This window comes from Microbacterium ginsengiterrae, from assembly GCF_014205075.1.
Classification (GTDB): Bacteria; Actinomycetota; Actinomycetes; order Actinomycetales; family Microbacteriaceae; genus Microbacterium; species Microbacterium ginsengiterrae.
On sequence record NZ_JACHMU010000001.1, the window covers coordinates 1,131,875 to 1,152,512 of the forward strand.

The following is a 20,638-nucleotide window of genomic DNA, read 5'->3' on the forward strand; positions in this document are numbered from 1 at the left end:
CAGAGGACCGGCCTCGCGGAAGCTCTCGGCTCCAGCGCATGGCGGATCGGACGATCCTCGTCGATCTCGAGCCACGCGCGCCCGTCGAGTCGTCGGTCGTGGCGCCGCGCCAGGCGAAGCGCGTCGGCGGTCGAGCGGGGCAGCATCGCCAGGAACGCATCGAGGACGTCCGCTTCGAACTCCTGTCGTTCCGGGAGCTGCCAGAGGATGGGACCGAGTGCGGCACCGAGCGCGAGGACACCGGAGGCGAAGAAGTTCGCAAGGCCCGTCTCGGCATCCCGCATGCGCAGCATGTGCGTCACGTATCGCGACCCTTTGACCGCGAAGACGAAGCCCTCCGGCACGGCGTCGCGCCATCGCCGGTAGCTCTCCGGGCGCTGCAGCGAGTAGAAGGACCCGTTGAGCTCGACGGTCGGGAACTTCGTCCCCATGAACTCCAGTTCCCGGCGCTGCACCAGCCCGCGCGGGTAGAAGTCTCCGCGCCAACTCGCATATCGCCACCCGGAGGTGCCGATGCGCACGGCACCGGCATCGCGGTCTGTCAGAGAGTCCGCCACGAGTCGCTCGTCAGCGCAGCCCCCGCCTGAGGTCCCATCTGCAGCATCCCGCCGTCCACGGCGACCGTGCTCCCGGAGATGTACGCCCCGCGTGGCGAGGCGAGGAAGGCGATGAGGGCCGCGACCTCGCGCGCGTCCCCCGGTCGCCCCATCGGGATGCCGGGCCGGTGGATGCCGTGTGGATCCTTGTCGGCGTGGCCGGTCATGGGTGTCGCGATCTCGCCCGGCGCGACGCTCACCGCGGAGATCCCGTGCGCGCCGAGCTCGAGGGCGATGTTCTTCATGAGGCCGGTGAGACCGTGCTTCGCGGCGTCGTACGCGCTCGACCCGACCATCGCCTGGTGGGCGTGCACACTCGTCACGGCGATCAGCCGTCCGCCCCCTCCTGCCGCGACCATGTGCCGCGCCGCGCGCTGCAGGCAGAGGAACGCGCCGGTGAGATTGACGTCGATCACGTGCTGCCACTCATCGAGTTCGACGTCGACGAACGGGGTCCGAAGACCCGATCCCGCGTTGTTGACGAAGACGTCAACGCCGCCGAGCTGCTCGATGAGTCCGTCGACGGCATCGCCGCACGCGGGGATCTCGGCGACGTCGAGCTGCGCGAGCACAGCTCTGGCGCCGTGCTCGCGCACCTCGGCAGCCGTGGCCTCTGCACCCTCCAGGTCTGAGAGCCACGTGATCCCGACGTCGAAACCGTCCGCCGCCAGGGCGACGGCGGTCGCACGGCCGATCCCGGAATCAGCGCCGGTGACGATCGCCCTTCCTCCGCGTGCGGCGGCGCTCACGATCAGCTCTCCTTGGCGGGCTTGCGGTTCTCCGCGCTCACCATCCACGCGAACTGCTCGAGCTTCTCGATGATCGCGTGCAGGATGTCCGCGCTGGTCGGGTCCTCCTCGTCGACGGCGTCGTGCACGTCGCGCATCGTTCCGACGGTCGCCTCCAGGCGGATCGTGACCAGATCGACGGTCTCCTTGGTGTCGATCTCGCCCTGCGGGAACTCCGGCAGCGTCGTGGTGGCGGCCACCGTGTCGCTGCGGCCGTCGGGGACTGCATGCAGCGCACGCATGCGCTCCGCGACGGTGTCGCTGAACTCGCGAGCGGCCTCGATGATCTCGTCGAGCTGACGGTGGGTGTCGCGGAAGTTGCGTCCGACGACGTTCCAGTGCGCCTGCTTGCCCTGCATCGCCAACTCGAGCAGGTCGACGAGAACGGCCTGCAGCTTCTCGCCGAGCTCCTTGGATGCGACGAAGCCCTTCTCGGCATTCTGCCGTCGGGTCTGTTTCTCTCCCGAGCCGCCTCGTGCCGTCTTGGTCGCCTTCGTGGTGTTCTTCGTAGCCATCATGACCTCCTGGACACGACGGTATCCGCCGGTCCTGGCACGCCTGCAGGGGCTTGACTTCTCTCAGCGCGCGTGCGAATTCGGAACCGCACGGCCGACACGCAGATCACGAGCGCGGCGAGCAGGATCGCCGTCGTGGCGACGACGGGTGCCGACGGGTCGTCTGCCCATCGCCCGGAGGCGATCCAGACCAGTCCCCACGCTGTCGCCAGCCCTGGTGCCCATCGGCCACCGCGCCAGGCGGTGAACACCGCGATGCCTCCGGCGCCGATGAGGCTGACCGTGCCCGGCACGCCAGGCGCCTGCGTCCAGGCCGCGACCCCGACGGCGGCCAGCCATGCCGCGAGGTTGGCCGCCGCGGCGACCGTGACCCATCCCAGGTACAGGCCGATCACGCCGTCGATGAGGACGATCTCGGCGACTGTGCCCCGCCTCGGACGACGGCACGCCCGCACGAACGTCATGAGCAGCACGCCGAGCAGGATGAGGATGATGACGAAGGACTCGGCGATGCGCCAGGCCAGCACGCACATGATCCACACGGCGTTGAGGAGCGCGGACGCCGCGACGCCGTAGCCGACCGCACGATGGCGGGGTTTCGCCGCCTGCCCCGGCGCCAGTTGCCAGAGCGCATAGAGCACGAGCCCCGCGTAGATCACCGTCCAGATCGCGAAGGCGATGCCGGAGGGAGCCAGTACCGTGGCGTCTGCGGCGAACGCGCCCCCGGCGGCATCCGCCACACCGGCGCCGCCGAGGAGTCCTGAGCCGAAGAGCGCGGCGATGACTGACCCGGCGACCGTCAGCGCGACGACGATCCGACGGACACGATCAGACTTCTCCGCCTGGAGCATGGCCCCACGATAGAGGCGTCGGCGCTGTGGTGCCCGGCCCCGCACGGCGTGGCGCGCAGCTCGGAGCCGCGGCCTGTCAGTGCGTCGCGGGCCGGCGCATCCTCACTCGGCGGGCGGAGCGGCGCAGGTGGTCAGGCCCTCGATGGCGTCGTGGTACTGCTCCGCGGTGAAGGGCAGTCCGAACTCGGGGGCGGTCTGACCGCTCGCCGCCGGTGCCTTGGAGGCGATGGCGGCGAGTTCGAACGCGAGATCGCCTGCGACGCTCCCTCCGGCGGTGGAGTTGTTGAGGACGACCGCGACGGTGAAGCCCGTCTCCGGATCCGCATACGCCCCCGTCGCATAGCCGGGCGTCCACCCGTGCTGACCGACGAGGGGTCCGACGAGGTACGCCCCGCCCGTCGCCTGATACCAGGAGGGCGCATCCTTGTACGCGGGCAGAGGGGTGGCGAACTGATCCGGCTCCGCGTCATCCGCGCGCAGCCCCTGGCGTGCAGCGGCCTGCACGAAGCGGCCGAGCTCGTCGATCGTCGAGACCACGCCGGAGTCCGTGAAGCCCGTGCTGGAGGACAGCGTCGTGATGTCGACGGGGGCGGTGCAGTCATACCCGCCCTCGACCGGGTTGAGGTAGTTCCCGCTGAGCGAGTTGTCGCCGGGCGTCGCCCCGGCCGGGCGGGGAAGGTTCGTCACCGTGAGGTCGAGGGGGCGGGAGATGTAGCGGGCGATGAGCTCGGATGCGCTCATCCCGGACGCGCGCTCCAGTGCCAGACCCAGCAGCAGGTACGACGCGTCAGAGTTGCGGTACGTCGTGCCGGGCTCCGACAGCCCCTTTCCGAGCCCGAAGGAGGCCATCTCGAGCGGCGCCCACACACGCTCGGGGGTGGTGAGCCATGCACCGCGCACCGCCGGCTCCGACGAACCGATCCCCGCCGTGCCGTTGCACAGGTCCAGGAGCGTGACGTCCTTCAACTGCGCGACGCCGGACACGTAGTCGGGGACGGCGCCGTCCAGCTCGACGATGTCCTCATCCGCGAGCGCGTACAGCACGTCGCAGGTCATCAGACGGGTGACATCACCGATGCGGAAGGACATGTCGGAGGTCACGGCGGTCTCGTCCTCGACCGACTGCGTCCCGAGACCGGCGACCCAGGTGCCACTCCAGGGCACCCAGACGCCGACGATCGCACCGGTCGCACCGGTCTTGGCCATCGCATGCTCGACGGCACCCTGCAACTGTGTCGTGGTCTCCTCGGCGAGAGCCTGATCCACCTGGTCCGGAGCGGTGTACGAGAACGACTCCTCCGCGGAGCATCCGGTCAACACGAGTGTGAGCGCGACGGCTCCCGCGGCGGCGGCGCGCACGCGGCGCCACGAAACAAGGTGCATGAAGGAGACCCCCGAGGTGAATTGTCTCCCTGATTCTAGGGTGCATCCCAGGAAAGACCCTGTGCTGCGTCCGCCTTCGACGGACGTACAGTGATGTCATGTCTCACATCTTCGACAGCGACGTGGTCGCGGCGATCCTGCGCCACATGAACGGCGACCACGCCGACGACAACCTCCTCATCGGGCGGGCGTTCGCGTCGGAGTCCGACCTTCCGATCACGCACGCGGTGATGACCGACCTGGACGGCGACGGCGGCGTCTGGCAGATCACTCGGGCCGGCGTTCCGGAGGAGCTCCGCGTACCGTGGCCCGGTGGCCCCATCGACGACCGCCCTGCGGTGCGCCGAGAGGTCGTCGCGGTGTACGACGCCGCATGCGCGAAGCTCGGCGTCGCACCGCGCCCGCACTCCTGAACCGAGACCCGGTCACCGGGGCTTCCGGTCGAAGTTAGGTCCGCCTTACACTGGTGCCATGCCCGAACCCCTGACCTTCTCCGACGCACTGCGCGAGCGTTCGTCGAGCTCGCACTCGCGCAGCGAGCACGCCGGTTTCATGGCGGACCTCCTCAAGGGTGACGGTTCGCGCGACGACTACATCTCGCTCGTCGCCCAGCACTACTTCATCTACGAGGCACTCGAGTCCGCCGCCGAGCGCATGCGGCAGGATCCGGTGGCGGCCGTCTTCCTCAGCGACAAGCTCACGCGGCTCCCCGCGCTGGAGGCCGACCTCGCCTTCCTGCTCGGTCCCCGCTGGCGCGATGTCATCGCTCCCCTGCCGACGACAGAACGCTATGTGGCCCGCATCCGAGAGGTCGGGGCGTCCTGGCCCGGCGGCTACATCGCGCACCACTACACCCGCTATCTCGGCGATCTCTCCGGCGGCATCTTCATCGGTCGCGTGATGCAGCGCCGCTTCGGATTCGAGACGAACGGGATCGGGTTCTACCTGTTCGACGACATCGCCGACCCGTCGGCGTTCAAGGATGTCTATCGGGAGCAGCTGGATGCCGCGCCGTGGGACGACGCGGAGCGGGAGCGCGTCATCGACGAGGTGCTGCGCGCGTACCGTTACAACACCGAGCTTTTCGAGGACCTCGCCCGCGCCCGTATCGCGGCGTGACCCCGCCCGACCTCAGCCGCCGGCGACCTCCGGCGTGGACGAGTGGCGCGCCTCCCATGCCTCGCGCATGAACCGCCGGACGTCCTGGTCGACCCTGATGTCGCTCGGACGCAGCGGCCGCGAGAGGTACAGGCCGTCCAGAGAGGTCAGTCGCGACAACGCGACGTAGGTCTGTCCGGGCGCGAACGCGCCGCTGCCGAGGTCGACGATCGCCCTGTCGTAGGTCTTGCCCTGGGACTTGTGGATCGTGACCGCCCACGCGAGACGGAGGGGGAACTGGGTGAACTCGGCGATGACATCGCGGCTCAGCGTCTTCGAGTTCGCGTCGTACGAGTAGCGGAACCTCTCCCAGACGGCCGGCTCGACATCGACGTCCTCGCCGTCGATCTCCACGCGGACCGATCCGCCGAGGATCCTCTTCACCGTGCCGATGGTGCCGTTGACCCAGCGGGGCGGTTCGCCCGTCATGGAGACGTCGTTGCGCAGGAACATGACCTGCGCGCCGACCTTGAGCTTCAGGTCGGCATCCGCGGGGTAGTTCCCCTCGCCTCGCCCGAAGTCGCCGTTGATCTCGGCTCTGGCCGTCTGCTCCTTGCCGGGGAGCGCCGCGAGGTGGCGTCGGTTGATGTTGTTGACGATGTCGTTGCGAGTGGCGAGCGTGATGATCGGGATCTCACCCGGTTCGGGATCGGGCGGCGTTCGGGTGCCCTGCCTGTTGAGGACCTCGGCGATCTCGGCCGTCACCCGCCCGTACCGCACGGCGTTGAGCATCGCCTTGAAGCCGTCGTCGGACTGGCGATGGATCTGCACGAGCTCGCGCACGTGCAGGGGTGCGCCGTGTCGGCCGAGATCCATGAGGCCGTCCGCCTCCCCCATGGTGGCACCGGCCCACACCTTCGCGTCGAAGAACCAGAAGGAACGGTAGTGATCCTGCACGTATCGCAGCTCGTCGCCGCGCGGTGGCACCGGAGCGAGCTGATACGGGTCGCCGAACATGACGATCTGCACGCCGCCGAACGGTTCCGCCCGACGGCCGCGCGCCTGACGCAGCGCACGATCCATGCCGTCCATGAGGTCCGCGTTCACCATCGAGACCTCGTCGATCACCAGGGTGTCGATGGCGTTGAGGATGCGGCGGGTGGCATCGTTCTGCTCGATCTCGCTCTCGGCGATGAGACCGATCGGGAGGCGGAAGAGCGAGTGGATCGTCTGGCCCTCGACGTTGAGCGCGGCGACCCCGGTGGGGGCGCAGATGGCGATCTGCTTCTTCGTGTTCCAGGCGAAGTACTGCAGGAGCGTGGACTTCCCCGTCCCGGCGCGGCCGGTGATGAACACGTGCTCACTGGTGTCCTCGATCAGCCGGAACAGCTGCTGCTGTTCGTCGGAGAGGGCGGGAAAGGACACGACATTCATGGTACGTCGGGACGGGTATGTCGCGCGGCCGGGCGCGCTCGGCACTGTCACAGCCCGCGCTCCTAGACTTGCGCGCATGAAGCAGCCCTCGACGACGCGTGCGCGCCGGCGATTGCGATTCGACCTGACCGCGCTCGCGGTCGTCGGGGTTCTTCTGATCGGCGCGCTCGGTGCGAGCGTTTCCGTCCTGTACACGGAGTTCTACGGGCCCTCCGCGTTCGTCACCCGCTACCTCGACCTCCTCGCCACCGGCCGCGCCGCGGATGCGCTGCACGTCCCCGGTGTGTCGATCGACCGCACGGTCCTCGAAGAGTCCGACATCGACGAGACCGCGTCGGAGGCGCTGCTGCGCGAGGCGGCCCTCGCCCCGCTGACCGAGATCGACGTCGTCTCGGAGGAGGCCGACGGCGAGATCTTCTCGGTGACCGTCGCATATCTCGCCGGCGGCCATCGAGGATCGACGACCTTCCAGGTGCAGCAGGACGGATGGGCCGGGGTCACACCGAACTGGCGCTTCGCGCAGTCTCCGCTCGCCGCCGTCTCGCTCAGCGTGCTCGGCGCAGACCGCTTCGCCGTGAACGGCTTCGAGGTCCACCGCGCCCAGGTGTCGGCGGCAGGAGTGGCCGCCGAAGGAGCGGACCCGCTGCCGATGCTCGTGTTCACCCCCGGGCTGTACTCGGTGACGGTCGACACGGCGATCGCCACCTCCCCCGGGGTCAGCGTCCTGGCCGACTCCCCGCTCGCGCAGACGTCGGTCGAACTGCAGACCGAACCGACGGAGGAGTTCGTCTCGGTCGTGCAGACCCGCGTCGAGGAGTTCCTCACGGAGTGCACGACGCAGCAGGTGCTGCAGCCCACCGCGTGCCCGTTCGGCCTCGAGGTCCGCAACCGCATCCTCGACCCGCCCGTGTGGTCGATCTCCCAGCAGCCCGAGGTGACGGTCCACCCGGACGGCGCGCAGTGGAAGATCCCGCCGACCGAGGCCGTCGCCCACATCGAGGTCGACATCCGCTCGCTGTTCGACGGATCGGTCGAACACGTCTCGGAGGACGTGCCGTTCCGTGTGGACGGCACGATCACGATCCTCCCGGACGGCTCGGCATCGATCCGCGTCGGCAGCCCCGGCGCCTGACTCAGCGGCCGCGTGCCGCCTCTCGTTCGTCCTTCTCGGCGAGCGCCGCGAGCCTGGCGTTGTACTCGTCGAGTTCCGCATCCCCCGTGCGGTCGGCATGCCGGTCCCGGCGCCGCTGCACCTTGGTGTCGTCGCGGCTCCACTGGATGGCCACGGTGACCGCGAGGATGAGAGTCGGGATCTCTCCGACCGACCAGGCCACACCTCCGCCGATGTACTGGTCCTCGAGCGGCGTCGGGCCCCACGTGCGCCCCATGGAGCCGAACCACTCCGCGACCATGAGCCCCTCCTGCATCATGATCGCCATACCGAAGAACGCGTGGATGGCCATCACGGCGATGAGGGTGATCAGACGCCCGGGGTACGGCAGCCGGTACGGCACCGGGTCGACCCCCACCAGGCTCATCACGAACAGGTAGCCCGAGATGAGGAAGTGGATGATCATCCACTCGTGGCCGAGGTGCTCGTACATCGACCACCGGACGAGGTCGGTGAAGTAGAACGCCCACAGCGAGCCGACGAAGATCCCGGCGGCGACGAACGGATGGGTCACGACGCGGGAGAACGGCGAGTGGACGGCCCACATGATCCATTCGCGCCCGCCGCGGGTGCCGTCGTCGCGCTTGTGGATGCTGCGAAGCGCGAGCGTGATCGGCGCGCCGGACACCAGCAGCAGCGGGATGGCCATCGAGAGCATCATGTGGCCGAGCATGTGCACGCTGAACAGGTAGTCCTGGTAGAGGTTCAGCGGACCGCAGGTCACCCAGAACAGCAGCACCAGTCCCAGCATCCAGAACACGGTGCGGTGGATCGGCCAGCGGTCGCCCCGGCGGTGGAGCCGCCACACGCCCGCGGCGTAGAAGAACACCCCGAGGGCCGCCGCGAGCGCCCAGAGGATGTCGATGTCCCAGCCGGTGAACCACTTGTCGAGGGTGAACTCGGGGGGCAGCGGCGAGCGGGTGAGGATCTCGGCCGGGGTCTGCCTCACCGCTGCCGTCTCACCCGTCGGGGGTGGTGTGCGGGCGAGGGCGGCGGCCGCACCGGAGGCGAGGCCCATCAGCGCGACCTCGCACAGCACGAGCATCCAGAACCAGCGCGAAGCGCGCTCCCCCGCGAGACGGGGGATGAGGCGTGCGCGATACCAGGCTCCGAGCAGTCCCATCCCGGTCAGCAGGACGGCCTTGGCGATGATGATCAGGCCGTAGGGCGACCACAGCCCCTCCCAGCTTCCGAGCCCGACCGTGGACCGGACGACGCCGGAGACGGCGACGACGAAGAACGCGGCGATCGCCAGCGTCGAGTACCGGCGCACGAGCGCCTGCGCGTCGACGCCCTTCGTGAGGTGGAGGACGACGAGCAGGATGAGGCCGCCGAGCCAGACGGCCGCGCCGATGGTGTGCAGCAGGATCGAGTTCACGGCGATGACGTGCCCCGACAGTTCCCCGGAGTGTCCCTGCTGCGCCATCGGCAGGAGTGCGGCGATCGCGATGATCGCCGTGATGAGCGTGGGCGTCCAGCTGCGCCAGGCGAACGCGAGGATCGTGACGACCGCGCCCATGATCGTCGTGATGAGCCACGCCTGCCCGAGCGGCAGGGCGAGCAGGAAGCGGCCGAGGTCCTCGCCGAACTGCCGTCCGAGGCTGAGCTCGGGCGTGAAGGCCCCGAGGAAGGTGAGGAATCCCGTGGTGGCGGACGAGATCGTGAACACGGCCGCTCCGATGGATGCCGTGTCCATCGCCGTCTCGAACGGCCTGGTCCCGGCGCGGAGGGCGAACAGCGCCAGCACCATGGGTCCGATCATCACCGCGGCGCTGAGGTTGTTCACGAGGCGCGCGATCGGCAGGCCCCAGCGGATGGCGTCACCCGGGTCCCCGATGAGCAGCGGTGCGGCGCCGCCGCCGAACACGAGGCCGACGACCACGGCGATCGCTGCGGTCACGACGAGGATGAGAAGACCGGCGGCACGGTACGACGATGCAGGCATGGTGCCTTGACTGGTCGCACGCGCGGTGCCGGAGGAGCTCACCCCTCAAGCCTAAGCTCGTGCAGCCTGGGTGATCGCCGCCGGGGACGCAGAAAGGCCGCCCCTGACGGGACGGCCTTTCCAGGAGCGGTCTTACTTGACGGCTGCCTTGAGCTTGGAACCGGCGGTCACCTTGACGCGCTTGCCGGCCGGGATCTTGATCTCGGCGCCGGTCTGCGGGTTGCGGCCGGTGCGGGCTGCGGTGTCGACCTGCTCGAACGAGATCCAGCCGGGGATGGAGACCTTGCTGCCCTTGGCGACGGCGTCGGAGACCGTGGCGAAGAGCGAGTCGAGGACGCCCGAGACGGTGGCCTGGCTCTGGCCGGTGGCGGAAGCGATGCTCGCGACGAGCTCGGTCTTGGTGATGGACTTGTCAGCCATGTCATCCTCCAGCGACGAAGTTCACGTCGCATTGTTCGTGTTTCGGGTGACGAATGCCCCCCGTTGGTCGATCGACCGCCTCGAATGTATCAACCGACGCCTGTGTTTCCGCGTCATTTCGCGGGTTTTGACGTTTTCTTGCGCGTGTCGCACCACTTTCGTCACTCCAGTCACAGATTTCAGGGCGTGTGGAGGCCGGGGCGCGCCCCGGCGGCGGTCCCCGGGTACGCGAAAGGGGCGGGGTTCCGAAGAACCCCGCCCCTTCTCAAGCGATGCTTACCAGCTCGACTTGGTCACACCGGGCAGCTCGCCACGGTGGGCCATGTCGCGGAAGCGCACACGCGAGATGCCGAACTTGGTCAGCATTCCACGGGGGCGCCCGTCGATGGCGTCACGCGAACGCACGCGCACGGGCGACGCGTTGCGCGGAAGCTTCTGCAGGCCGACGCGAGCGGCCTCGCGGGCCTCGTCGGTGGCGTTCGGGTCGACGAGCGTCTTCTTCAGCTCGAGACGACGCTCGGCGTAGCGCTCGACGATGACCTTGCGCTGCTCGTTGCGAGCGATCTTGCTCTTCTTAGCCATGGATCAACGCTCCTCTCGGAATTCGACGTGCTTGCGGACGACCGGGTCGTACTTCTTCAGCACGAGGCGGTCGGGGGTGTTGCGACGGTTCTTCTTGGTCACGTAGGTGTAACCGGTGCCCGCCGTCGAGCGGAGCTTGATGATCGGACGAACGTCCTGAGCCTTCTTGGCCATTAGAGCTTCACACCCTTCGCCTGGAGGTCCTTGACCACGTTCTCGATGCCGCGCGCGTCGATCACCTTGATGCCCTTGGCGGACACGTTGAGCGTGATCTTACGACCCAGCGAGGGGACGAAGTACGTCTTCTTCTGCACGTTCGGGTCGAAGCGACGCTTCGTCCGGCGGTGCGAGTGCGAGATGTTGTGACCGAAGCCGGGAACAGCTCCTGTCACCTGGCACACTGCTGCCATGTGATTACTCCTTCATTACCGTGAGACCGGACGGCCTCACCCAAGATCCCTTGTCTGCGCGCCGCCGTTCCCGCGGGAATCGAACAGCACACGAACTACGCACAGGAGTGTGCGCAGACAAAGAGTCAGTCTAGCATGGCCTGCGCGTCCGCTGCGCCGCGCCCCCAGCGGAACGCCGACACGGTCGGATCGCCCTCGATCCAGAAGCGCCACGGGTAGGCGGCCGTCCCCGCGACGCCGGCGACGCCGACCCGCGGGCCCGATGCGACGGTGACCGGCTCGTCACCCCACCACAGCTCCGCCACAGCCCCGTTCGACGGCGTGGCCGTCACCGCGTCGATCCCGTCGTGCAGCGCATGCCGCAACCCCGACACCTGCCCGAGCCGGCCAGGACCCCGGGCAAGGTCGCGCCCGAGGCGACCGGATCGGGCCTGTGCGGCATCCGCCCCGTCCTCGACGGATGCTGCGCGCAGCAGGATCCCGCCCGCGACGCCCTCCGGACCGCAGACGACGTTCACGCAGGAGTGGATGCCGTGGCTGAGGTACACGTACAGGTGACCGGGCTCGCCCCACATGGTGGCGTTGCGCGCCGTGCGCCCCATCCTCGCGTGGGAGCCGGGGTCGGCGAGGTCACCGGTCCCCTGCCCGTGGTACGCCTCCACCTCGGTGATGCGCAGGCGCACCTGCGCACCGTCGACGACCGTGCGCAGGTGCGCGCCGAGCAGCCGCGGCGCCACCGCGAGCGGCAGGTCGGCGAGCTCGTCCCTCGTGACGCGGCGCATCTCAGAAACCGGGCGCCGTCGGGCACCAGGACACGTCGAAGCCCGTCAGCGCGACGAGCTCGTCGCCGTTGCGCAGGTCGAACAGATGCGTCTCGAGCGTCGTGGGCAGCGGGACCAGCATGTCGTCGTAGGGGTTCTCGGTGAGCTTCGGTGCGACGGTGACGGCGGCGTACTGTCCACTCGGCGATGCGCACGCCTGCAGGATCGCGTTTCCCGACTCCACCTCCAGCAGCGGAGTCGCCGCACCGTCGTCGTCGACGCGGATGATCGCCTGCCCCGTGGGGAGGCCGGCGTCGTCCCGCGCCACGATGTGCCGCAGGGTGCCGCCCGGATACGGCGAGATCGACGTCGCGGCACCGTAGTCGGGGTCGGAGGCCGCCAGCGGGGTCTCAGAGCCGTCGGCGAGGTCGAGCTCGACGATGCTCTGATCGCCCCGCTCCACGATGGCGGTGTAGGTGCCGCGGGAGACGCCCAGCAGCCGCATGGCGAGGCCGAGGTTCTGCGATCCGGCGTCGCCGGCGCGGTCGTCCAGGGACAGGGCGCCGGAGAAGTCGATGAACAGCACGGCGGCGGAGTCCGGCACGAACTGCCATTCGGCGATGCTGGCCTGCTCACCGCCGACCTCGATGATCTCCGGTTCGCCCTCCCCGCTGAGCGGTTGCGTCACCAGCACACTCGCTCGGCCGCTGTCGGCGGTGATCTCCTTGTCGGAGTACGTGTAGCCGACCAGCCCGCCGCGTTCGGACACTTGCACCGAACTGACGTATCCGTCCCCCGGCAGCGGAAGCTCGGTCATGTTCTTGCCGTCGAGGTCCATCACGAGGATGCGCGAACCGTCAGTGTTCTCGACCGCGACGACCAGGGATGTCGAGGTGGCACGGTAGTCGTTGATGCGCGGGTGGGTGAAGATCGGCACGGCCCGCTCACCGCTGAGGTCGGTGCGGAAGATCGTGTCGTCCTCCTCCGACCGGTTGAGCAGGAAGATCTGCGAGGACGGCGTCGTGAAGCGCGTCGTCAGGTCCGACGACGGACCGCCCCCGGCACCCGTCACGTCCGCCACCTTCACGGTGTACTCGGTGGCGTCGTCGAGCGGCACGGTGAAGCGGATGCCGATGCTCCGGCCGGCCGCGTCGACAGTGAACGGCACGGCGGGCTCGACCGTCACCTCCGAGGCGTCCACGTCGTCGAGGGACTGGTTCGCGGTGAGGATGACGCGACTTCCGGAGACCTGGATCGCCTCCGCAGGGTCCGCCTGCACCTGGTCGATCCGCGGCCCCTGCAGCAGGCTCACGATGCTGAGACCGGCGACGACGATCGCGAGGATGCCTACGACGGCGAGGATCGTCCAGAGGAAACGGCGGGTGTCCGGTTCCTGGGCAGGAGGCGCGGGCTCCGAAGGCGAAGCGGGCTGAGCGACCGCGGGGAGTCGAAGCCGCCCCTCCTCAGGCGCTGCAGGGATCTCCGGAACCTGCGCCGCCTCACGGGCGGCATCGCGCTCCGCGGCTTCCCGCGCGGCGCGCGCCTCAGCGCGCGTCCGCGGTGCCCCGGCGGACGGATCCTCAGTACTCATACGGATCCTTCGGCTCGTCGATCTCCACCACTGAGGTCGGCAGCACACGGAGGGACCCGTCGGCATCCGCCTTGACGGTTCCGGTGACCTCGACCCACTGGCCGGTCCCGAACTGGTCGGCGCTGTAGTCGCCGGCATCCATCGCCACCGGCACCGCGGCGGGCTGGGCGTCGATGACGCAGTGCGTGATGATCATCCGGGTCAGGCTGATGTCGCCCTCGTCCGACGGCGTCACGAAACCGACGAGGGTCACCGGTGATCCGTCGTACGCCTCGGGACGCGACGCCGTCGCGAAGACGCTCGACCACTCCCCGATCCCGAAGGTCGTCGTGTCCGCGACGCCGAGGGTCGGGGTGTCCGCACCGGCGAACAGCGGCCCCGTCGCGTCCGCACGGGACATCGCCAACTCGACGGAGAGCGACGCCGGGGGCAGGACGAGAGCACCGACGACGACCGCGCTGGCGACGACGCCGGCGGAGATCGTTCCGAGCGCCGTGAGCGTGCGGCGAGACGACGTTGCGTCCTCGTCCGTGTCGGCACCATGCTCGTGGCCGTGGCCGTGGCCGTGGTCGGACTCGGCGCCGAGGGGCAGCGCGAACGACAGCACGGCGCCGATGAGCACCACGACGGCGCCGGCGCACGCGAACCAGATCGACCCAGGGCTGATGTACAGCGTGAGCCGGCCGGTCAGGCCGAGCCCGAGCGTGACGACGGCGATGACGGTCGCGAGCCCGACGCCGAGCCAGCGGACGGCGAGCGCGGAGCGACGCGAGGAGGAGTGCGACTCAGCCAAAGACGTTCACCCCGATCCCGATCGCGAACGCACTGAGCAGCACGACGGCGACGACGCCAGCGAGCGTCCTGGCGGTGAAGGTCGTCCGCAGCAGGGCGAGCATCTTGATGTCGACGAGCGGGCCGACGAGGAGGAACGCGATGAGCGCTCCGGAGGAGAACGTCGATGCGAACGACAGCGCGAAGAAGGCATCGACGTTCGAGCAGATCGCGACGGTCATCGCCAGCGCCATCATCGCGACGATGGACAGGACGGGGTTCGAGCCGATCGCCAGGAGCGCGTCGCGCGGCACGAGCACCTGCACGGCGCCGGCGAGGGCCGAGCCGATCACGAGGGCCGGCATCACCGCGCGCAGCTCGATGAGGAACTGGGTGAGGCTGCGGCGCGTCGGCGTGCCGTGCTCATGGGTCACCCGTTCGCACGTCGCGGTGAACCGGCGCGTGAGCATGGCGTCCGGAGACGGATGCCTGCTGTAGATCCAGCCGATGAGGTTGGCGATGAGGTAGCCGCCGACGAGACGGATGACGAGGATGCCCCCGTCGAAGCCGAAGGCCGCATGCGTGGTGATGATGACGATCGGGTTCACGATCGGAGCGGCGATGAGGAAGGTCATCGCCTCGGCGGGGGCGAGCCCGCGCATCATCAGCCCGCGGGCGAAGGGGACGTTGCCGCATTCGCACACCGGGATGAGCATGCCGAGCAGCGACAGCACGGCGCGGCGCGCCCAGCCGCTGCGCGGCAGCCATCGCTGGATGAGGTCGGGGGGCAGCCACACCTGCACCACGATCGAGAGCACGACGCCGAGGACGACGAACGGCAACGCCTCGATGAGGACGCTCAGCGCGAGTGTGAGGCCGTCCTGAGCCCGTGAGGGAAGCGGGTCGGTGAAGAACGCTGGGGCGAACCGGTCGATGAGGAACAGAACGGCGAGGACGACGACGCCGACCGAGACGCCGACCCACGCGGGGCGGCGCCGTGCACCGGCTGCGCCGCGCGCCGGCGGTCGCCGGGGGGTCGTGGCGGTGCTCAAGCCGACCTCTCGGCGGCCCGTCGATTCGCGCAGGGTGTGCACAGTCCGAAGATGTCGACGACGTGCTCGGCCTCGCTGAAGCCGTGGAGTGCAGCGGTGCGCTGCGCCCAGGCCTCGACGTCCTTGGCCTCGATCTCCACGGTCTGCCCGCAGGATCGGCAGATGAGGTGGTGATGATGACCCGCGCTCGTACACGCGCGGTAGAGGGCCTCGCCCTCCGGACTCTGCAGCGAGTCGGCGTCACCGGATGCGGCGAGGCCGGAGAGCGCACGGTAGACCGTCGCCAACCCGATGCCGGTGTTCTCGCCGCGGAGGGTGGCGTGCAGCGTCTGCGCGCTCACGAAACCGCGCGCGTCGGCGAGCGCTTCGCGCACGCGTTCGCGCTGCCAGGTGTTCCGCTGAGCCATGCCCTGATTCTAGGCCGGACGGGTCGAGCGCGCCCTGGAGGACCCTGGACGCCGCACCCGCTCCCGGCTGCGCTGGACGATCCAGCATCCCGCGTAGATGAGGAAGGAGATGGTCGTGATGTACGGGCTCACCGGCAGGGTGCCGGCGAGAGCGAGAAGGATCCCCCCGACCGCCGAGACGAACCCGAACAGCGCCGCGAGCAGGGGCACGCTCAACGGGCCGGATGCGACGCGCATGGCGGCCGCGGCGGGGGTGACCAGCAGCGCCATGACGAGGAGGGCGCCGATGATGTGCACGCTGACGGCGACGATCAGCCCGAGCAGCACCATGAACACCAGGCTGATGAACCGGGTGGGGATGCCACGGGCGGATGCGGCGACGGGATCGAGGGAGTCGAATCGCAGCGGGTTCCACATCAGCAGGAGCCCGACGAGCACGACGGCGCTGATGCCGATCAGCCAGCCGAGGTCGGGGCTCGAGACGGACACGATCTGCCCGGTGAGAAGACTGAAGCGATTGGCACTTCGGCCGTCGTAGAGCGAGAGGAACAGGATGCCGAGGCCGAGCCCGAACGGCATGAGGACGCCGACGATGGAGTTGCGGTCGCGCGCCCTCGAGCCGAGGATGCCGATGAGCATGGCGGCGACGATCGCGCCGCCGAGCGACCCCACCACCACGCTGCCGCCGAACAGCAGCGCCGCGGCGGCACCGGCGAAGGACAGTTCGCTGACGCCGTGCACGGCGAAGGCGAGATCGCGCTGCATGACGAAGACGCCGATGAGACCTCCGACGATGCCGAGCACGGCTCCGGCGAGGATCGAGTTCGCCAGGAGGGCGACGAGCGCGCCGTAGTCCTGGAAGGAGAAGACATCGCTCCAGTCGATCAGCGGTGCGATCACGCGACGCCTCCCTCGCCGAGCGCGCCGTGCGAGGACCCGTCGTCGTGGTCGTGGTGCGGCTCGGCGTCGGGGACGCCGACGACGACGAGGCGGTCCCCCGCGCGCAGGACGAACACCGGGGTGCCGTAGAGGTCGGTGAGCACCCTGCTCTGGAGCACCTCGTCCGGCGTGCCGAGGACGAACCGTCCGCCGGCGATGTACAGGATGCGGTCGACGCGGCCGAGGATCGGGTTGATGTCGTGCGTGACGAACAGCACGGCGGCGCCGCGCTTCCGCCGCTGCCGGTCGATGATCTCCGTCACCCCGACCTGATTGGCGAGGTCGAGGTTCGACAACGGCTCGTCGCACAGCAGCAGGGTCGGCTCATCGGCGAGCGCCTGCCCGACACGCAGGCGCTGCTGCTCGCCGCCGGAGAGCAGGCCGACGCGGCGGTCGGCGAAGTGCGAGGCACCGACGCCCTCGAGGAGGGCATCGACGCGTGCTCTGTCACCGCGGCGCGGGAAGGGGAGTCCGAACCGAGTGCCGTTGACGCCGAGCGCGACGACGTCGCGGGCGCGCATGCTCGTCTCCCTCGGCAGCGGCCGCTGCTGCGGGATGTACCCGATGCGCGGGTTGCCGCGGTGGACGGGCTGCCCGGCGACGCGGATGCTGCCGGCGCTGAGCGGCTGGAGTCCGAGGATCGCTCGCAGGAGGGTCGTCTTCCCCGATCCGGACGGTCCGAGCACGGCGATGAACTCGCCGGGGTCGACCGTCAGATCCAGCCCGGACCACAGGTCGCGATCGCCGCGGCGGAGGGCCGCACCCTCGATCTCGAGGAGCGAACCGGATGCGGCGGCGCCCGCGCTCACGAACGGAGTGCGTCGGCGAGGCTCTGGATCGCGTCGTGCATCCACTCAGAGTACGACGATCCGTCCGCCAGCAGTTCCGTGAAGGCCACGACGGGGATGCCGGCCGCCTCCGCCGCCTCTTCGATGCGCTGCGTCTCGGCGCCACCGGTCTGCGCGTTGGTGAGGACGACCTTCACGTCGCCGCTGTCGATGATCTCCAGCGCGTCGAGCAGCGTGGCCGGTGACACATCGGTGCCCTCCTCCACGGCCTCTGCGAACCCGGCAGGGGTCAGGTCGGTGAGCCCGGCGGACGCGGCGATGTATCCGGGCAGCGGTTCGGTCATGAAGATCCCCGCGCCGTCGGCATCGGCCTTGATCGTCTCAAGCTCGGCCTCGGCGGCTTCGAGATCGGCGATGATGTCGGCCGCGGCGGCGGTGAAGTCCGCGGCGCCGTCCTCGTCGAGCTCGCCGAGTTCCTCCGCCATGCCCTCGACGACGTGGATCATGGTGTGCGGGTCGAACCACACGTGCTCGTTGAACCCCTCGATGTGGTCATGGCCGGAGTGATCGCCGTCTTCTTCGTGGTCGTGCCCGGCCTCGGCATCCTCGTCGGCGTGGTCGTCGCCGGCATCGTGACCGCCGTTGTCCGGGTGGTCGTGCGAGAACTCGGCCGCGGTGAACACATGAGCGTCCGACCCGTCGAGCAGGGTCTCGATGAACGCGTCGTAACCGCCGCCGTTCCAGGCCACGAGGTCCGCGTCCTGCACGGCGAGGCGGTCGCGGGCGGTGGCCTCGTAAGAATGAGGGTCCTGCGAGGCGGAGTCGATGATCGTGGTGACCTCGACGCGGTCTCCGCCGATCTGCGCGGCGATGTCGCCGTAGACGTTGGTGCTCGCGACGATGCGGATCGTGCCGTCGCCGTCATCCGAACCGCTCGCGGTCGAGGAGCACCCGGCGAGGACGACGGCGGATGCGGCGAGGAGGGCGGCGGCACGGAGCTTCTGCATGTCCCTCACTGTACACGCTAATGATAACCATTCTCAACACGCGGCGGACTCCTCCCGCTATCGTTTCGAAGGTGACCCGCTTCCCCCTCCTCGCCGCATCTTTGACTCTCCTACTTTTGACAGGATGCACGGCCGCCCCCGCGACGACCGATATCGGGGCGTCGGACGCGGCGGCCGACACCACCGATGACACGGCCACTGCCGACGCCGCCGGGAGCGACGGCCCCGGCGGGAACGACGGCGGCGGGGCGCTCGCCCGCATCGCGAACTGCGACGTCGTGGAAGCAGCGGTCGCCCCGTACATCCAGAGCCTCGTGCCCATGGAGGGCAACGTCGTCGACGAGTGGGGCGTCTCCTGCCGGTGGGAGATGGCTGAGGGCGAGACCGACTGGGATAACAACCGCTCCGTGGGCGTCGGCATCGCCGCGGAACCGACCGAGAAGCCCGACGTCGCGCTGCTGGCCGACGCGTCCGATTCCCTCACCGCGCTGGATGACGCCTGGGTCGCCCAGCAGGGAGGTGTCGCCTACACGTTGACGATGGAGACCTCCGTTGCCGCGGCGATCGTCACCACCGTCTGGCTGCCGTACGCAGAGGTGACGGTCTCCGGCGGGAAGTGGGGCGATCACCCGCCCCTCGACGGCCCCGCTGCGGTGCAGGTGGTCTCGTCCCTGTTGGGCTGACCGCCGTCAGGGCCTGAAACACCACGCGCCCCGCGAGAAACCACGCGTGGCGTGATGTCTCGCGGGGCGGATGGTGTCTCGCGGACGGAGGGCGGGGGTCAGTCGAGGAGCGACTGCGGCGCGATCCACACCGTCGACTCGCCGGGCATGCGCGAGTGGTCCAACGGGGCAGCCGCCAGCACGACGTCGGTGGCGGCGTCGCCCAGATCGAAGGGCTCGTCGCCGAAGGTCGTCACGACCTCCCAGCCGTTCGGACGGGCGAAGCGCAGCACGTCCGGGCGCCCCGTCTCGATCCACTCCAGCTCCTCGCCCGTCTGCAGCGGATGCCGCAACCGCAGGGCCTCGCGGTACAGCGAGAGCGTCGACGAGGGATCCCGATCCTGCAGGGACACGGCGTACTGGTCGAACCACTGCGGCTGCGGCAGGTGCGCCGGCGCACTGCCGAAGCCGAAGGACGCCCCGTCCGGCTCCCACGGCAGCGGCACGCGGCATCCGTCGCGCCCGAGCCCGTCGAACTCCGCCCCGCGGAAGAAGGACGGGTCCTGGCGGTGGTCGGCCGGGATCTGCGCGACCTCGTGGAGTCCGAGCTCCTCGCCCTGGTACAGGTATGCGCTGCCGGGCAGTCCGAGGAGGAGAAGCGTCGCCGCCCTCGCCCGTCGTCCGCCGCGCTCGCGATCGAGCTGGTCTGCGGGCCCGCCTGCGGCGACCCACTCCGTCCCCTGCTTCACGGCACGGCCGCGCAGCGGCGGAAGACCGTAGCGGGTCGCATGCCGGGTCACGTCGTGGTTCGACAGCACCCACGTGGTGGACGAGCCGCTGGACTTCGCCTGCGCGAGGTTGTCGTCGATGATGGCCTGGAACTGCGCCGGATCGAAGTCCGCCTCGAGCAGATCGAAGTTGAACGCCTGCCCGAGCCCCTCCGCCGACGCGTACCGGGCACGGCGCTCCGGGGTGTCGACCCAGGCCTCGGCGACAGCGGTGCGCGGCGGGTCGTACTCGTTGAACACCTCGCGCCACTCGGCGTAGATCTCGTGGACCTCGTCGCGGTCGATCAGGGGGTGGGTGCCCGTCGACCGGTCGATCGCGTCGAGTTCAGCCCGTGAGGGCAGCGGCTCGCTGAGATCCTTGGTGAGCATGTGGGCGACGTCGATGCGGAAGCCGTCGACGCCGCGGTCCGACCAGAACCGGAGCGTCGTGAGGAAGTCGGCGCGCACGTCGGGGTGGTCCCAGTTGAAGTCGGGCTGCTCTGTGGCGAAGTTGTGGAAGTACCACTGCCCGTCCTCCACGCGCTGCCAGGCCGGGCCGCCGAACACCGACACCCAGTCGGTCGGCGGCTCCGCACCGTCCGGGCCCTTGCCGTCGCGGAAGATGTAGCGCTCCCTCGCTACGGAACCACGACCGGCGGCGAGCGCCTCCTGGAACCACTCGTGCTGGTCGCGCGAGCCT

General features: G+C 69.5%; 22 protein-coding genes and 2 pseudogenes. 4 read left to right on the forward strand and 20 right to left on the reverse strand.

Translation table 11 applies throughout. From position 1 onward, the window contains the following. Positions 1–83: 83 nt before the first annotated feature. The 5 genes and pseudogenes from HD600_RS15180 to HD600_RS05645 form a co-directional block, all read right to left on the reverse strand. Positions 84–431, reverse strand: a pseudogene (locus HD600_RS15180) (DUF72 domain-containing protein); the annotation flags it as partial. Between the two features lie 110 nt (positions 432–541). Then, positions 542–1,345, reverse strand: a complete 804-nt coding sequence (locus tag HD600_RS05630; protein WP_338402154.1) for an SDR family oxidoreductase — start codon at positions 1,343–1,345, stop codon at positions 542–544. 2 nt (positions 1,346–1,347) lie between these two features. Continuing rightward, complete coding sequence (locus HD600_RS05635; protein WP_144793618.1) at positions 1,348–1,899, reverse strand: Dps family protein; 552 nt, start codon at positions 1,897–1,899, stop codon at positions 1,348–1,350. Beyond that, the gene (locus HD600_RS05640; protein ID WP_144793621.1) at positions 1,899–2,750 is read right to left on the reverse strand and encodes a tryptophan-rich sensory protein; all 852 of its coding nucleotides are present in this window, start codon (positions 2,748–2,750) and stop codon (positions 1,899–1,901) included. Before HD600_RS05640 ends, HD600_RS05635 begins: the two co-directional genes overlap by 1 nt. 102 nt (positions 2,751–2,852) lie before the next feature. Beyond that, positions 2,853–4,133: a serine hydrolase domain-containing protein gene (locus HD600_RS05645; RefSeq protein WP_144793624.1), complete on the reverse strand. Its 1,281-nt coding sequence runs from the start codon at positions 4,131–4,133 to the stop codon at positions 2,853–2,855. 98 nt (positions 4,134–4,231) lie between these two features. Between HD600_RS05645 and HD600_RS05650 the strand changes: the two genes are divergently transcribed. Together HD600_RS05650 and HD600_RS05655 are read left to right on the forward strand one after the other, a co-directional pair. Next, entirely contained in the window at positions 4,232–4,546 is a 315-nt protein-coding gene (locus HD600_RS05650; RefSeq protein WP_144793626.1) for a DUF2470 domain-containing protein, read from the forward strand. Positions 4,547–4,604: 58 nt separating this feature from the next. After that, on the forward strand, positions 4,605–5,252 hold the full coding sequence (locus HD600_RS05655) for a biliverdin-producing heme oxygenase (RefSeq protein WP_144793629.1): 648 nt from the start codon (positions 4,605–4,607) through the stop codon (positions 5,250–5,252). A gap of 12 nt (positions 5,253–5,264) precedes the next feature. Here the strand turns inward: HD600_RS05655 and HD600_RS05660 are convergent, their stop codons facing one another. Next, complete coding sequence (locus HD600_RS05660) at positions 5,265–6,665, reverse strand: ATP-dependent DNA helicase (protein ID WP_206705689.1); 1,401 nt, start codon at positions 6,663–6,665, stop codon at positions 5,265–5,267. A 76-nt stretch (positions 6,666–6,741) separates the two neighbouring features. On the opposite strand from HD600_RS05660, the gene HD600_RS05665 reads away from it, so the two are divergent. Beyond that, a complete protein-coding gene (locus HD600_RS05665; protein ID WP_184282173.1) occupies positions 6,742–7,797 on the forward strand; it encodes a hypothetical protein in 1,056 nt (351 codons plus the stop codon). A 1-nt stretch (position 7,798) separates the two neighbouring features. On the opposite strand, the gene HD600_RS05670 is transcribed toward HD600_RS05665, so the two are convergent. The 13 genes from HD600_RS05670 to HD600_RS05730 all read right to left on the reverse strand — a co-directional run bounded on the left by HD600_RS05670 (position 7,799) and on the right by HD600_RS05730 (position 18,509). Next, entirely contained in the window at positions 7,799–9,781 is a 1,983-nt protein-coding gene (locus tag HD600_RS05670) for a bifunctional copper resistance protein CopD/cytochrome c oxidase assembly protein (RefSeq protein ID WP_206705690.1), read from the reverse strand. A 132-nt stretch (positions 9,782–9,913) separates the two neighbouring features. Next, complete coding sequence (locus tag HD600_RS05675) at positions 9,914–10,201, reverse strand: HU family DNA-binding protein (RefSeq protein WP_017203554.1); 288 nt, start codon at positions 10,199–10,201, stop codon at positions 9,914–9,916. Positions 10,202–10,477: 276 nt separating this feature from the next. Then, entirely contained in the window at positions 10,478–10,783 is a 306-nt protein-coding gene (rpsN, locus tag HD600_RS05680; protein ID WP_144793638.1) for a 30S ribosomal protein S14, read from the reverse strand. Between the two features lie 3 nt (positions 10,784–10,786). Continuing rightward, a complete protein-coding gene (gene rpmG, locus HD600_RS05685) occupies positions 10,787–10,957 on the reverse strand; it encodes a 50S ribosomal protein L33 (protein WP_046014935.1) in 171 nt (56 codons plus the stop codon). After that, on the reverse strand, positions 10,957–11,193 hold the full coding sequence (gene rpmB, locus HD600_RS05690; RefSeq protein ID WP_144793641.1) for a 50S ribosomal protein L28: 237 nt from the start codon (positions 11,191–11,193) through the stop codon (positions 10,957–10,959). Before rpmB ends, rpmG begins: the two co-directional genes overlap by 1 nt. Positions 11,194–11,318: 125 nt before the next feature. After that, positions 11,319–11,975: a DNA-3-methyladenine glycosylase gene (locus HD600_RS05695; RefSeq protein WP_184282175.1), complete on the reverse strand. Its 657-nt coding sequence runs from the start codon at positions 11,973–11,975 to the stop codon at positions 11,319–11,321. Between the two features lies 1 nt (position 11,976). Continuing rightward, positions 11,977–13,545, reverse strand: a complete 1,569-nt coding sequence (locus HD600_RS05700) for an Ig-like domain-containing domain (protein ID WP_184282177.1) — start codon at positions 13,543–13,545, stop codon at positions 11,977–11,979. Further along, on the reverse strand, positions 13,535–14,338 hold the full coding sequence (locus HD600_RS05705; protein ID WP_184282179.1) for a TIGR03943 family putative permease subunit: 804 nt from the start codon (positions 14,336–14,338) through the stop codon (positions 13,535–13,537). The genes HD600_RS05700 and HD600_RS05705 overlap by 11 nt, the downstream gene beginning before the upstream one ends. Continuing rightward, positions 14,331–15,368, reverse strand: a complete 1,038-nt coding sequence (locus tag HD600_RS05710) for a permease (RefSeq protein WP_184282181.1) — start codon at positions 15,366–15,368, stop codon at positions 14,331–14,333. The genes HD600_RS05705 and HD600_RS05710 overlap by 8 nt, the downstream gene beginning before the upstream one ends. Next, a complete protein-coding gene (locus HD600_RS05715; RefSeq protein ID WP_144793652.1) occupies positions 15,365–15,775 on the reverse strand; it encodes a Fur family transcriptional regulator in 411 nt (136 codons plus the stop codon). The genes HD600_RS05710 and HD600_RS05715 overlap by 4 nt, the downstream gene beginning before the upstream one ends. A 9-nt stretch (positions 15,776–15,784) precedes the next feature. Then, a complete protein-coding gene (locus HD600_RS05720; protein ID WP_422120170.1) occupies positions 15,785–16,660 on the reverse strand; it encodes a metal ABC transporter permease in 876 nt (291 codons plus the stop codon). A gap of 11 nt (positions 16,661–16,671) precedes the next feature. Continuing rightward, positions 16,672–17,523: an ATP-binding cassette domain-containing protein gene (locus HD600_RS05725; protein ID WP_184282183.1), complete on the reverse strand. Its 852-nt coding sequence runs from the start codon at positions 17,521–17,523 to the stop codon at positions 16,672–16,674. Beyond that, positions 17,520–18,509: a metal ABC transporter solute-binding protein, Zn/Mn family gene (locus HD600_RS05730; protein ID WP_184282185.1), complete on the reverse strand. Its 990-nt coding sequence runs from the start codon at positions 18,507–18,509 to the stop codon at positions 17,520–17,522. The genes HD600_RS05725 and HD600_RS05730 overlap by 4 nt, the downstream gene beginning before the upstream one ends. A 71-nt stretch (positions 18,510–18,580) precedes the next feature. Between HD600_RS05730 and HD600_RS05735 the strand changes: the two genes are divergently transcribed. After that, complete coding sequence (locus HD600_RS05735) at positions 18,581–19,192, forward strand: hypothetical protein (RefSeq protein ID WP_184282187.1); 612 nt, start codon at positions 18,581–18,583, stop codon at positions 19,190–19,192. 98 nt (positions 19,193–19,290) lie between these two features. Here the strand turns inward: HD600_RS05735 and HD600_RS05740 are convergent. Then, positions 19,291–20,634 (reverse strand): annotated as a pseudogene (locus HD600_RS05740) (alpha-amylase family glycosyl hydrolase); the annotation flags it as partial. Positions 20,635–20,638: the final 4 nt, after the last annotated feature.